13 protein-coding genes and 1 tRNA gene are annotated in these 12,301 nt (G+C 68.3%); 12 read left to right on the plus strand and 2 right to left on the minus strand.

Translation table 11 applies throughout. The annotated features are described in order from the left end of the window. The first annotated feature begins 12 nt into the window (after positions 1-12). Both GEMRO_RS0103265 and GEMRO_RS0103270 read left to right on the plus strand, forming a co-directional pair. Complete coding sequence (locus GEMRO_RS0103265) at positions 13-1,260, plus strand: sarcosine oxidase subunit beta family protein (RefSeq protein WP_027132877.1); 1,248 nt, start codon at positions 13-15, stop codon at positions 1,258-1,260. 86 nt (positions 1,261-1,346) lie between these two features. Beyond that, positions 1,347-1,778, plus strand: a complete 432-nt coding sequence (locus tag GEMRO_RS0103270) for a TIGR01244 family sulfur transferase (RefSeq protein ID WP_027132878.1) — start codon at positions 1,347-1,349, stop codon at positions 1,776-1,778. Positions 1,779-1,809: 31 nt separating this feature from the next. Here the strand turns inward: GEMRO_RS0103270 and GEMRO_RS0103275 are convergent, their stop codons facing one another. Next, positions 1,810-2,403 (minus strand): DUF4136 domain-containing protein, encoded by a 594-nt coding sequence (locus GEMRO_RS0103275; RefSeq protein ID WP_035486321.1) that lies wholly within the window; start codon positions 2,401-2,403, stop codon positions 1,810-1,812. Between the two features lie 125 nt (positions 2,404-2,528). Between GEMRO_RS0103275 and GEMRO_RS27245 the strand changes: the two genes are divergently transcribed. From GEMRO_RS27245 to GEMRO_RS0103290, 3 genes are all read left to right on the plus strand, one after another. After that, entirely contained in the window at positions 2,529-2,726 is a 198-nt protein-coding gene (locus GEMRO_RS27245) for a response regulator transcription factor (protein ID WP_084506473.1), read from the plus strand. A gap of 50 nt (positions 2,727-2,776) precedes the next feature. Next, a tRNA-Glu gene (locus tag GEMRO_RS0103285) sits at positions 2,777-2,852 on the plus strand. 224 nt (positions 2,853-3,076) lie between these two features. Next, positions 3,077-3,385, plus strand: a complete 309-nt coding sequence (locus tag GEMRO_RS0103290; protein WP_027132880.1) for a hypothetical protein — start codon at positions 3,077-3,079, stop codon at positions 3,383-3,385. Between the two features lie 132 nt (positions 3,386-3,517). Here GEMRO_RS0103290 and GEMRO_RS0103295 read toward each other — a convergent pair whose 3' ends face one another. Next, positions 3,518-5,221 carry a hypothetical protein gene (locus GEMRO_RS0103295; RefSeq protein WP_027132881.1) on the minus strand — a complete coding sequence of 568 codons (1,704 nt, stop codon included), beginning with the start codon at positions 5,219-5,221 and terminating at the stop codon, positions 3,518-3,520. Between the two features lie 292 nt (positions 5,222-5,513). On the opposite strand from GEMRO_RS0103295, the gene GEMRO_RS27255 reads away from it, so the two are divergent. The 7 genes from GEMRO_RS27255 (at position 5,514) to GEMRO_RS27270 (ending at position 12,300) form a co-directional block, all read left to right on the plus strand. Continuing rightward, complete coding sequence (locus GEMRO_RS27255; protein ID WP_035484662.1) at positions 5,514-5,756, plus strand: hypothetical protein; 243 nt, start codon at positions 5,514-5,516, stop codon at positions 5,754-5,756. A gap of 41 nt (positions 5,757-5,797) precedes the next feature. Next, the gene (locus GEMRO_RS0103305; RefSeq protein ID WP_035484664.1) at positions 5,798-6,586 is read left to right on the plus strand and encodes a hypothetical protein; all 789 of its coding nucleotides are present in this window, start codon (positions 5,798-5,800) and stop codon (positions 6,584-6,586) included. A gap of 148 nt (positions 6,587-6,734) precedes the next feature. After that, complete coding sequence (locus tag GEMRO_RS27260; protein WP_035484666.1) at positions 6,735-7,634, plus strand: formylglycine-generating enzyme family protein; 900 nt, start codon at positions 6,735-6,737, stop codon at positions 7,632-7,634. Then, a complete protein-coding gene (locus GEMRO_RS27265) occupies positions 7,631-9,313 on the plus strand; it encodes an arylsulfatase (RefSeq protein ID WP_051328633.1) in 1,683 nt (560 codons plus the stop codon). The genes GEMRO_RS27260 and GEMRO_RS27265 overlap by 4 nt, the downstream gene beginning before the upstream one ends. Further along, the gene (locus GEMRO_RS0103320) at positions 9,310-10,302 is read left to right on the plus strand and encodes an AAA family ATPase (protein WP_027132883.1); all 993 of its coding nucleotides are present in this window, start codon (positions 9,310-9,312) and stop codon (positions 10,300-10,302) included. The genes GEMRO_RS27265 and GEMRO_RS0103320 overlap by 4 nt, the downstream gene beginning before the upstream one ends. Before the next feature lie 48 nt (positions 10,303-10,350). Then, complete coding sequence (locus GEMRO_RS0103325; protein WP_205624884.1) at positions 10,351-11,349, plus strand: HAD family hydrolase; 999 nt, start codon at positions 10,351-10,353, stop codon at positions 11,347-11,349. 6 nt (positions 11,350-11,355) lie between these two features. Then, positions 11,356-12,300 (plus strand): DUF58 domain-containing protein, encoded by a 945-nt coding sequence (locus GEMRO_RS27270; protein ID WP_035484670.1) that lies wholly within the window; start codon positions 11,356-11,358, stop codon positions 12,298-12,300. Position 12,301: the final 1 nt, after the last annotated feature.

A 12,301-nucleotide genomic window follows, 5' to 3' on the forward strand; every position in this document is an offset into this window, starting at 1 on the left:
TGACGGGCGACGATGAAGCGGTTCTCGGCGGCACGGATCATGGACGAGGCGGCCGGCGGCCACCGGGGCTGGGGGCCGCACTGGACCGACCGCGCCGAGCCCTTGCCGCGCTACGACGTGGTGGTGATCGGCGGCGGCGGCCACGGCCTGTCAACCGCCTACCACCTGGCGAAGAACCACGGCATCCGCCGGGTCTGCGTGGTGGAGAAGGGCTGGCTCGGCGGCGGCAACACCGGGCGCAACACCATCACGATCCGCTCCAACTATTTCTATCCCGAGAGCGTCGCCCTCTACGACCTGGCGCTGCGCCTCTACGAGCGGCTCTCGGTCGAGCTGAACTTCAACATCATGGTCAGCCAGCGCGGCGTGGTCCGCCTGGCCCATTCCGATTCCGACATGGAGCTGTGCGCCCGCTTCGTGAACGCCATGCTGCTGAACGGGGTCGACGCCGAACTCCTGGACGAGGCGCAGCTGCGCCAGGAGATCCCGGGCTTGAACACGCGCGGCCGCTACCCCTTGTATGGCGGCTACGTCCAGCGCCGCGCCGGGGTCGCCCGCCACGACGCGGTCGCCTGGGGCTATGCCCGCGCCGCCACCGCGCTGGGCGTCGACATCGTGCAGAACTGCCAGGTGGAGGGCTTCGACATCCAGGGCGGCCGGGTGGAGGCGGTGCGCACCGCCAAGGGCCGGATCGAGTGCGGCCAGGTCGCCTTGTGCGTGGCCGGCCATTCCGGCCATCTGGCGGAGATGGCCGGCTTTCGCCTGCCGATCACGTCGATGTGCCTGCAGGCCCTGGTCAGCGAGCCGGTGAAGCCGTTCCTCGACCGGGTGATCATGGATCCGCCCACCGGCACCTATGTCAGCCAGTCCGACAAGGGCGAGCTGGTGGTGGGCGGCGGGCTGGACCTTTATCCCTCCTATGCGCAGCGCGGCAACTGGCCGGTCCTGGAGACGGTGGTGGCGGGCCTGGTCGACATCCTGCCGGCCGCGTCGAACCTGAAGATGATGCGCAAATGGGGCGGGGTCTGCGACATCGTCCACGACAGCTCGCCGATCATCGGCCCGGCCCCGGTGGACGGGATGGTGCTCAACTGCGGCTGGGGCACCGGCGGGTTCAAGGCGATCCCGGCGGGCGGCTGGCTGACCGCGCACCTGATCGCCCATGGCGCCCATCACCCCGTCAGCCGCCCGTTCGACCTGGAGCGGTTCGTGACCGGCAGGCTGATCGACGAGGCGGCCGCGTCCGGCATCGCCCACTGAATGGTGGCAACCTTGCGGGCGACGCCGCCGCTGCGCACCTCTTCCGCATGGCCACCGTTCGGGGCCAGGGAACGAGGAGCGCGCGGATGCAGCCGGTCAAGGTCACGGACAAGCTCTCGGTGGCGGGCCAGCCGGCCCTGGATGACGTCGCGGCCATCGCGAAGGCCGGCTATGGCACCCTCATCAACAACCGCCCGGACGGCGAGGAGGCCGGCCAGCCCGGCGCCGCCGCCGAGGCCGACGCCGCCGCCCGGGCGGGGCTGGACTATCTCGACCTGCCGGTGACCGGCGCCACCATCTCCAAGGAGGACGTGCGCCGCTTCCAGGAAGCGGTGGACCACGCCGACGGTCCCGTCCTGGCCCATTGCCGCACGGGCACCCGCTCCCTGACCCTGTGGGTGCTGGGCGAGGTCATGGACGGGCGGATGGCGCCCGAGGCGGTCCGCGGGTTTGGCGCAGCGCACGGCATCGACCTGAGCGGGGCCGTTGCCTGGCTGGAGCGCCACGCCCACGGATGACCGGCTGCCCGATCACGGCGCCGGCCGGCTTTCACGCCCCGCCGGCCCGGAACGAGAAGTCGGCGAAGATCTTCTGGACGGTGGCGTCGATCGCCGCCTCGGGCAGCGGGTCGGCGTCGGGCTGGGTCCGGTCGATGGCGACCCCTTCCCAGACCACCTCCCGCCGTGCCCGGTCGATCAGGTCGATGACCAGGGTGCCCTCGGTGTAGGCCTGGACATCGGTGAAGCCGCCATAGCCGGCCCAGGGCCGGTACATCCCGCCCCAGTACGGGCCATACGCATAGCTGCCATAGGCGTCGGGGTACGGCCCCCAGAGCGGCGGCGCGCTGATCACCCGCACCTTGTCCTCCAGCCGGCTGCGGAACTCGACCAGCAGGTCCGGCTCCTGCCCGGCCAGGACATAGCCGCGGCTTTCCATCTCCTGGGTGATCGCACGCTTGAGGCGCTGGGTGGTCAGGGTGGCGTAGCCGGCGGGATCGGTGCCCAGCCGCTCGGCAAAGCCGAAGCTGCGATAGACGGCGAAGTCCGCACCACGGTCATAGTCGCTGCGGATGATCGGCTCCGAGGCGCAGCCGGCCAGCGCCAGCACCACTACGCAAGCCAGGATCTGCCAGCACCGTCTCATCCCGTGTTCCTCCATGCCCAGGCTCTCCACATGGAGGAACCGCCCGGCTCCGGCAAGTCGGCGGCCCTTGCGCCCGTCGCCCGGCCGGCCGAAGCTCGCATCCTTGCGACCGGAGGCGACGGCGGATGGACAGGAGCGCATTGACCGCGCGGCAGCGCCAGGTCCTGGCCCTGGTCCGCCAGGGCCTGTCCAACAAGGCGATCGCCCATGCCCTGGGCATCGCCGAGGCCACGGTGAAAGAGCACCTGAGCGCGATCATGCAGCGCCTGGGGGTGGCGACCCGCACCGAAGCCGCCCTGCGCGCCCCGCCCCCGGATGCGTGATCCGGTCTTGCACTTCGCCGCCCGCTCGCCTACCTAGCCCCGCAAGGCCGGTCCCCATCGTCTAGAGGCCTAGGACTCCACCCTTTCAAGGTGGCGACACGGGTTCGAATCCCGTTGGGGATGCCAGCCTTCTCCAGGACCGAGGCCAGTCAGGCCATGGCGTCCTGCTCCCCCCCGATACCGGTCGACATGGCGGCATGGGCGATAATCCCGCCACCGGGACTTCTTGAAGTCGCGCAGGCGCCCGCCCAACTCTGTGGGCGAACCCGATCCGGGCCCCTCTGGCGCAAGTTTCCTGGCACTTGTGCGATGTCGGATCCTCCGCATCCGCCTGCCAGCAGGAAGCAGCCATGATCTGGGACTTCGTCGCGGCGCTCGTCCGCCTGTTCGTCATCGAGCCCTTCCAGGCCGACTTCGACCAGCAGCTGAGCCGCTTGGGTGCGCCGGCAGCCGTCGTGCAGGAGGTCGCGAGCTGCGCCTCGGCTGCGCAGCCGGTGCTGATCGAGCGGATCGGCAACGATCCCTGGTGGGGTGCTGCCACCATCGTCCGCCTCTGGATCGGCACCACCAGCTATGAAGCCGTGCTGGGCGACCAGGTCCCCGCCTGTGCGCCCGCCCTGAAGGCGGCACAGCCCTTTCTTCAGGATGCCGACGGGTAATAGGGGGGCTGGCAGCCGGCAGGTGCGCGACGCGCCCTGGCCACCGCTACGGCGTCCCGGCCGGACAAGGAACCGCGCCGATCCGGCGGCGGACGCCCCTTCCCTCGAACGGAACGGCCAGCCCGGTGCGCATCAGCCCGGCGGCGGTGACAGGATCGCGAGCCCGGCCTTTCGCAGGCCGTCGGCCATGTGCTCGATGTGCGGATCCGGAATCTTCCAGACGCGCGCCAGGGTCCAGAAGCGCTCGCGGATAGTGGGATTCAAGGCAAGCGCCACCTCGATATAGGGCTGCGCTTCCTCGTTCCGGTCGAGTTGTCCCAGGATCATCGCCCTGAACAGCGACAGCCACATCCTCGGCACCTCGGATCGGCGGACCTCGCGCAGCGCCTGATCGTAATCGCCCTTCTGGTAGGAATAATAGATCAGCGGATCCCGGTACCATCCCGGAGCGTCGGGATTGAGCATGATCGCCTTGCCGACCAGGCCGCGGCCATCCTCCCACTCGCCCATGTAGACGAGCCGCGTCCCGAAATGGGCGAGGACATCCGGATCATTGGGGTTGAGGGTCAGGGCCCGCTCGCCGGCCATCCTGAAGCCGGCGATGTCGTCGCGATCGAAGAGCGCGTTGGAAAGCATCAGCTGGGCGACCGGGCTTCTCGGCTCGATCTCGACGCCGCGCCGCGCCGCGGCGAGCGACCGTTCCCTGGCGTCGTAGAGTTCCGGCCGCGGGTTGATCTCCTGGCGATATTCCTGGGCATAGATGTTGGCGAGCACGGCCCAGGCGTCGGCATAGTCCGGCTCCAGTTCCACCGCCCGCTCCAGGCAGCCGCGGACCTCTGCATGCTCCTGCCGATCGAACGACTTCTGGTAGTGGTAGTAGCGCAGAAGACATTCATAAGCGGCCAGGGAGCCCGGGGGACGCCGCTGCGCTTCCGTCTGACCTTCCTCCGCGATGATGCCGTAGCTGCCGGCAAGGGTCGCCACGATCTTGTCCGAGATGTCTTCCTGGATGTCGAAGATGTTCGAGGGCGTGAGCTTGCTCCGGTAGGGTTCCGCCCAGACGATCCCGCCGCTTCGGGTGTCGATCAGGCGGGCCATCAGCCTGATCTCCTCGTTCTGGCGTTGAACGCTGCCGGTCAGCAGATAGTCGACCTCCAGGTCCGGGCTCACGTCCGCCGCGGAAAGCGGCAGGGCCGGGGCATCCGCCGAACGCTGCAACGGCAGCACGAACAGGGCGCGGAACCGCGCAAGGTCGGTCACGATCTCCTCGGTGATTCCCTGGGCGAGATAAGCCTGCTCGGGATCGTCCCCCAGGCCCAGGAACGGCGCCACGGCGATCCGCGGACCTCGGGGCAGGTCGATGGCGGCGGTGGCGTCCGCTTCAGGCAGCGACGACACCCTTCCTGGTCCCGCTGCGCTCCAGGCCAGGGCCAGAAGAACCACAACCACAAGGGGGGCGAGCATGAGCCAGCGCCGCTGCGGCCATGGCCGCTCGGGGGCCTTGGGCGGAAGGGCGACCTCAGCGGCCTTCTCGACCTCCCGATCTTCGAAGCTCGGGACGTAGCCGCCCTTCGGGATCGATAGGATGACCGGGTCCTGCTTGCCCGCCGTGTCATAGTAGCTGTGCAGGTCGCGGCGGAGACGGCGCGCTTCCACCCGGACAACCGGATCGGATTGGGGATCGAAATTCTGGTCGCGCGCGAACACCGCCACGGCGATCGTGAAGCCCTTCAGCTGGTCGCCGCGGCCGGCCAGCGTCTCCTCGACGATGAACTCCAGCAGGCGGCGGCGGGCCGCGCTGGCCTGGAAGCCCGGGTCCGCGAGGATGCGGCGCATCTGGGCGCGCACGGCATCATGCGACGGCTGCTCAACCGCAGGGGTGTCATCATGGGCTGAGGCAGCAACAGACAAGGGCAACCGTCCTTCCATCCTGTGGCGCCACATGAGTCGCCGTCACCTACCCATTGATCTGCTAGCTGAGAACCCCCGGGGGCAGGAAACATTCGTCGGCCGGCCCGGTGCGATGATCGGTCGGGAATCCTCAAGGTGCGAACATGTTCGCACCTACCGCTTCAGGCAGTACGAAAGCTATCGGGGTCTGGTTCAGAGAACATGCAGGACAGGTCAGGTGCAGGGCGTCGATCTGCTCGTGAGCCGGTTTCCGACACAGGAGTTCTCGATCCGGCGGCTCTATGCCTGCGATCCGGACTTCCGGATGGTGTGTGACGACTACGAGGACGTGCAGAATGCGCTGCAGCATTGGCAGGCCGATGATCGAGCGACACCAGGAATGGTCGGCCACTACCGCACTTTGCTGGAGGAGTTGGAGACTGAGGTGCTGAGCATTCTGACCAGGCGCAGGAAGGCGTGAGTGGGCCGAGATCTGGGCAAAAGTGCAGAGAAGGCAACGTGATGCGTCATCTCGCTGTGGGCGTGCTTGCTGCACTGGCGACCCCCGCCGCCGCCTGGGCCCAGTCCGACGAGGATCTGGCCAAGCAGCTTGCGAACCCGGTTGCCAGTCTGATCAGCGTGCCCTTCCAGTTCAACTACGACCGCGGCTATGGCCAGGACGACGGCGATAGGACCTACCTCAACATCCAGCCGGTGATCCCGGTCTCGCTGAGCGAAAACTGGAACCTGATCTCCCGCACCATCCTGCCGGTGGTCTGGCAGAATGACGTGGTCGGCGACACCGAGCAGTTCGGGCTCGGCGACACGGTGCAGAGCGTGTTCTTTTCGCCCAAGGAGCCGAGCAACGGGATCATCTGGGGTGTCGGGCCGGTCTTCCTGGTGCCGACGGGGACCGACGACGCGTTGGGCACCCAGAAGTGGGGAGCAGGACCGACCGGGGTGGCGCTCACCCAATCCGGCCCCTGGACCTATGGCGCCCTGGCCAACCATATCTGGTCGTTCGCCGGCGAGGGCAGCCGCAGCGACGTCAACACCACATTTCTGCAACCTTTCCTGAACTATACGACCGCCGACGCCACCACGTTCTTCCTCAACACCGAGACGACCTACGACTGGGAGGCAGACCAGGCTTCCGTCCCGATCAATTTCGGCGTCAACCAGCTCATCGACGTGTCCGGGCAGAAGATCCAGGTCGGCGCGGGGCTGCGCTACTGGGCCGCTTCTCCGGACGATGGTCCGGAAGGGTTCGGTGGGCGTATCAATCTCACCTTCCTCTTTCCGACCGGATAGGGCCAGGGCCGGCAGAATGAGCGACCTGCGATTGCCTCACCGAACAGAACCGGCCGTTGCACCGCCGCGCGCGGGCAGGCCAGGGGCGGCGGAGGGCCGTGCGACGGCGGCAGTCGTCCGGCCGGCCAGCGCGGATGCCGGCAACGGCATGGTCTACCTTCCCGGCGCTTCCTTCCGGATGGGTTCGGATCGGCACTACCCGGAAGAGGCGCCGGTGTGCACCGTGCAGGTCGAAAGCTTCTGGATCGACCGGACCGCGGTCACCAACCGGCAGTACGCCGCTTTCGTGGCGGCCACCGGCTATGTGACGGTGGCAGAGCGGCCGCTCGATCCGGCGCAGTATCCGGGGGCCTCGCTGGACATGCTGAAGCCGGGCGCGCTGGTGTTTACCAAGCCCAGGAAGCGTGTCGACCTGCGCGACATGCACAACTGGTGGCGCTACGTGCCAGGCACGTCGTGGCGCAGCCCGGAAGGTCCGGGCAGCACCATCAAGGGCCGCGAGGACTACCCCGTCGTCCAGGTCGCTTACGAGGACGCGCTCAGCTTTGCGCGCTGGGCCGACAAGGACCTGCCGAGCGAGGCGGAGTGGGAGTTCGCCGCCCGGGGCGGGCTGGATGGCGCCGAGTTCTGCTGGGGCGACGAGTTCCGTCCGGGTGGCCGTCACATGGCGAACACCTGGCAGGGCGAGTTCCCCCACCAGAACACCCGCGGCGACGGCTATGAGCGGCTGGCGCCGGTCGGCGTGTTTCCGCCGAACGGCTATGGCCTGTCCGACATGGCCGGCAATGTCTGGGAGTGGACCTCGGACTGGTACGCGCCGGTGCGGACAGCGGCGGGATGCTGCGGTTCCGGCAGCGAGGCCGAAAGCTACGACCCGCGCCAGCCACAGGTCCGCATCCCGCGCAAGGTCGTCAAGGGCGGCTCGTTCCTGTGCGCGCCCAACTATTGCTTGCGCTACCGGCCGGCAGCCCGCCAGCCGCAGATGATCGACAGCGCGATGTCCCATCTCGGGTTCCGCTGCATAAGAAGAGGAGAGAACGCCGGATGACCGCGAAGCCACACGATCAGGGAAGCCCACCGTCCGATCAGGTCCGGGTCGACCGCCGCTCGATGCTGCTGTCCGGCAGCAGCCTGGCCCTGGCCTCCACGGTGGGGGCGGCACTGACCGGCTCTGCCCAGGCGCAGGAGACCACTCCCGCGACGCCGGCGCCGGCTTCGGCCGGGGCCACCGAGATGCCCAACATCCTGGTGATCTGGGGCGACGACATCGGCCAGAGCAACATCAGCGCCTATACCAGGGGCCTGATGGGCTACCGGACACCCAACATCGACCGGATCGCGAACGAGGGCGCGCTGTTCACCGACGCCTATGGCGAGCAGAGCTGCACCGCCGGCCGGGCGGCGTTCATCCTGGGCCAGCATCCCTTCCGCACCGGCCTCCTCACCATCGGCATGCCCGGCTCGCCCCATGGCATCCCGGAATGGGCGCCGACGATCGCCGACGTGATGAAGGGCAAGGGCTACGCCACCGGGCAGTTCGGCAAGAACCATCTGGGCGACCAGGACGAGCACCTGCCGACCAACCACGGCTTCGACGAGTTCTTCGGCAATCTCTACCACCTGAACGCGGAAGAAGAGCCGGAAGGCTACTACTACCCGAAGGACCCGGCGTTCCGCGAGAAGTACGGTCCGCGGGGCGTCATCCATTCGCGGGCCGACGGCCAGATCGAGGATACCGGCCCGCTGACCCGCAAGCGCATGGAGACGATCGACGAGGAGATCCTGCAGCACGCGACCGACTTCATCGATCGCAACGCTGCCGCGTCGAAGCCGTTCTTCGTCTGGTTCAACACCACCCGGATGCATGTCTGGACCCATCTGAAGCCGGAATCCGTCGGCACCACCGGGGTCGGGCTCTATCCGGACGGCATGGTCGAGCATGACGGCCATGTCGGGCAGTTGCTGAAGAAGCTCGACGACCTCGGCATCGCCGACAATACGATCGTTATGTACTCGACCGACAACGGCGCCGAAGAAGTCTCCTGGCCGGATGGCGGCACCACGCCGTTCAAGGGCGAGAAGGGCACGACCTGGGAAGGCGGGCACCGCGTGCCGATGCTGGTGCGCTGGCCCGGCGTCATCGAGCCCGGCACCGTCATCAACGAGCCGGTGGCCCACAACGACTGGATGCCCACCTTCGCGGCCGCGGCCGGCGAACCCGATCTGGTCCAGAAGATGGCGCAGGGCTACACCACCAACAACAAGACCTTCAAGGTGCACCTCGACGGCTACAACCTGGTGCCCCTCCTGAAGGGCGAGGTCGAGGAAGGGCCCCGCGACTTCTACCTGTACTTCTCGCAGGCGGGCGAGCTGAACGCGGCCCGGTGGGGCGACTGGAAGATCCATTTCGCGGTGATCCGCGGCAACATCGCCACCGGCACGCGCGAAACGCCCGGTTGGCCCCTCATCATCAACCTGCGGGCCGATCCCTACGAACGGGCACCGGACGAATCCGGCATGTACATCCGGTGGTACGGCGATCTCCTCTGGCTGTTCGTGCCGATCCAGGAACGTCTCAAGGAGTTCTTCGCAGACTTTGAGGACTATCCCTACCAGCTCGGCACGAGCCTGAATGCCGGCAACATCAACTACAACACGTTGCAGGCGCGTCAGGCGTTCGGGCGCCTGCAGCAGCTCGAGGAGTTCATGCCAGGGGCACGCAACTGAGCGAAGCCTCGGCCTCCCGGGCGCGCGACGCGGTCCTCACGCTGCGCGCCCGGATCCAGGAATCGATCATTGGCCAGGAGCAGGTGACCGAGCGCCTGCTCCTCTGCCTGCTCTGCAACGGCAACATGCTCCTGGAAGGCCTGCCGGGTCTGGCCAAGACCCGGGCGATCAAGACGCTCGCCAAGAACCTGGAAGGCAACTTCCAGCGCATCCAGTTCACGCCGGACCTCCTGCCGTCCGACGTGACCGGCACAGAGATCTACTACGAGCAGGGCGGCGCCGGCACGTTCAAGTTCCAGCCGGGACCTGTGTTCGGCAACCTCGTCCTGGCCGACGAGATCAACCGGGCCGGGGCCAAGGTGCAGGCGGCGCTCCTGGAGGCGATGGAGGAGCGGCAGGTCACCGTGGCCGGAACCACCCACCGGCTGCCGGACCTGTTCATGGTGCTGGCGACCCAGAACCCGATCGAGCAGGAGGGGACCTACCCGCTGCCCGAGGCGCAGATGGACCGGTTCCTGATGCACGTCACCATCAGCTATCCGAGCGATGCGGCGGAGCTGGAGGTGATGCGCCTGGTGCGCGGCGAGGAGAATGCCGCCTCCGGCCCTCATGGGCCCTCGGCCGACATGATCCCGCAGGCGATGATCTTCGAGGCCCGCGCGGCGATCCGCGCCCTGCCGATCACGGAGCCGGTCGAGCGCTACATCGTCGACCTGATCGCCGCGACGCGCCGGCCGGAGAGGTTCGGCGACCGGCTGAAGGGCTGGATCCAGATCGGCGCCAGCCCGCGCGGCACGATCGCCCTGGACAAGGCGGCCCGGGCGCATGCCTGGCTGCATGGGCGGGACTTCGTCTCGCCGGACGATGTCCGCTCGGTGCTGGGCGACTGCCTGCGCCACCGGCTGACGCTCAGCTACGATGCCGTGGCCGAGGGCATCACCAAGGATGCCGTGATCGCGGAACTGGCAAAACAGGTGGCGGTGGCCTGAACGGGAGAGGCAACAATGCGGTGGACGACGGTGCGGAAATGCCGAGGCATGCTGGCGGGGCTGGCCCTGTGGTCGCTCGCGGCCTGCGCCTCGGGCGGAACGGCCACGACCGAGGTCGACCCGCTGCCCTCGTGGAACCCGACCCCGGTCAAGTATGCGCTGGTCGACTTCGTCGAGCGCGTGATCACCGAGGGCGACCCCCGCTACCTGCCGCCCGGCGAACGCATCGCGACCTTCGACAATGACGGCACGCTGTGGGCGGAGCAGCCGATCTATTTCGAGGTCCTGTTCGCGCTCGACCGGGTGCGCGCCATGGAGGCCGACCATCCGGAATGGCGGACGGAGGAGCCTTATGCCTCGGTGATCGCCAACGACCCGGAACGGCTGGCACGGCTCAGCCAGGCCGACCTCGTCAAGATCATCGCCGTCACCCATACCGGCATGACCGAGCAGGCCTTCGAGGCGGACACGAAGGAGTGGTTCGCCACCGCGCGCCATCCCACGCTCCAAAAGCCGTTCCCTGCCCTCGTCTATCAGCCGCAGCTGGAGCTGCTGGACTACCTGCGCGCCCACGGCTTCGAAACCTTCATCGTGTCCGGCGGCGAGGTCGACTTCATCCGGGCGTTCGCGCCGGAAGCCTACGGCATCCCGCCGGAGCAGATCATGGGCACGACGCTCGGCTACCGCTTCCAGGAGGTCGACGGCCAGCCGGTGATCGACCGGCTGCCGGAGGTGATGATCAACGGCGACAATGTCGGCAAGCCGGTCAACATCCACCTGCACATCGGCAAGAAGCCGGTCCTGGCGTTCGGCAACTCCGACGGGGACCTGCAGATGCTGCAGTACGCCGACAGCGGCGACGGCCCGCGCATGATGCTGCTCCTGCACCACGACGATGCGGAGCGCGAGTTCGCCTATGACCGGCAGTCCCATGTGGGCCGGCTCGACAAGGCCTGGGACGAGGCGAAGAAGCGGGGCTGGACGGTGGTCAGCATGAAGAACGACTTCGCGACCATCTTTCCGGCCACGCCGGCCAACGACGACTGACGCGCCATGGCTGGCAGGGCAGACCAGGGCGTCCATGTCGAGCTGCAGGACCTGGTGCGCCTGCGCGCCCAGGCCAGCGGCTTCTCGTTCCTGCCCCGCCAGCCGGTCCACAGCCTGCTGGCCGGCCGCCATGCCTCCCGCCTGCGCGGCCGCGGCCTGAGCTTCGAGGAGCTGCGCCGCTATGTGCCGGGCGACGATGTCCGCGCCATCGACTGGAAGGTCACCGCGCGCACCCGCAAGCCGCATGTCCGGGTGTTCACCGAGGAACGCGACCGTCCGGTGCTGCTGGTGGTGGATCAGCGCCGCTCGATGTTCTTCGGCAGCAGGCGCGCGATGAAATCGGTGGCGGCGGCCGAGCTTGCGGCGCTGGCGGCCTGGCGGGCGCTGGCGGCGGGCGACCGTGTCGGCCTGCTCGTGTTCGACGACCACGACGTGGTGGCGATCCCGGCCCGGCGCAGCCAGCAGCAGGTGCTGCAGATCATCCACGCCATCGTCCGCAAGAACCGTGCATTGCGGGCGGACCTGCCGCTCCATCCCGATCCCGCCATCCTCGACCGCGTGCTCGACGCCGCGCTCAGGATCGCCACGCATGACCAGCTCGTCTGCCTGATCGGCGATGGCGCCGGCGTCGGGGCGCACACGATCGAGCAGGTCACCCGCCTGTCCCGGCACAACGACGTGCTGTTCGCCTTCGTGTTCGATCCCCTGGAAGCCAGCCTGCCCGAGGCCGGCACGCTGGTGATGGCTGCAGGCGAGCTGCAGCTGGAGGTGGACACGTCCAGCCGCCGGCTTGGCCAGAGCTTCGCCGACGACTTCGCCCAGCGCCTGCAGACCCTGCGCCGGCTGTCCCGCGAGCGCGCCATGCCGTTCCTGCCGATCTCGACCGAGGGCGAGGTGGCCGGCCAGGTCCGCAGCCTGCTGGGCAGGCATGCCGCCAGGCGGGCCGCCTGAG

The organism is Geminicoccus roseus DSM 18922 (assembly GCF_000427665.1).
Taxonomy (GTDB): domain Bacteria; phylum Pseudomonadota; class Alphaproteobacteria; order Geminicoccales; family Geminicoccaceae; genus Geminicoccus; species Geminicoccus roseus.

What these genes read in the sequence shown, in the direction of transcription:
- GEMRO_RS27260 (WP_035484666.1), top strand. Translation starts at nt 6,735, where the DNA reads ATGGTCTACCTTCCCGGCGCTTCCTTCCGGATGGGTTCGGATCGGCAC.
- GEMRO_RS27270 (WP_035484670.1), top strand. Translation starts at nt 11,356, where the DNA reads ATGGCTGGCAGGGCAGACCAGGGCGTCCATGTCGAGCTGCAGGACCTG.
- GEMRO_RS0103270 (WP_027132878.1), top strand. Translation starts at nt 1,347, where the DNA reads ATGCAGCCGGTCAAGGTCACGGACAAGCTCTCGGTGGCGGGCCAGCCG.
- GEMRO_RS0103325 (WP_205624884.1), top strand. Translation starts at nt 10,351, where the DNA reads ATGCTGGCGGGGCTGGCCCTGTGGTCGCTCGCGGCCTGCGCCTCGGGC.
- GEMRO_RS0103275 (WP_035486321.1), bottom strand. Translation starts at nt 2,403, where the DNA reads ATGAGACGGTGCTGGCAGATCCTGGCTTGCGTAGTGGTGCTGGCGCTG.
- GEMRO_RS0103295 (WP_027132881.1), bottom strand. Translation starts at nt 5,221, where the DNA reads ATGCGCCGCATCCTCGCGGACCCGGGCTTCCAGGCCAGCGCGGCCCGC.
- GEMRO_RS27265 (WP_051328633.1), top strand. Translation starts at nt 7,631, where the DNA reads ATGACCGCGAAGCCACACGATCAGGGAAGCCCACCGTCCGATCAGGTC.
- GEMRO_RS27245 (WP_084506473.1), top strand. Translation starts at nt 2,529, where the DNA reads ATGGACAGGAGCGCATTGACCGCGCGGCAGCGCCAGGTCCTGGCCCTG.
- GEMRO_RS0103305 (WP_035484664.1), top strand. Translation starts at nt 5,798, where the DNA reads ATGCGTCATCTCGCTGTGGGCGTGCTTGCTGCACTGGCGACCCCCGCC.
- GEMRO_RS0103265 (WP_027132877.1), top strand. Translation starts at nt 13, where the DNA reads ATGAAGCGGTTCTCGGCGGCACGGATCATGGACGAGGCGGCCGGCGGC.
- GEMRO_RS0103290 (WP_027132880.1), top strand. Translation starts at nt 3,077, where the DNA reads ATGATCTGGGACTTCGTCGCGGCGCTCGTCCGCCTGTTCGTCATCGAG.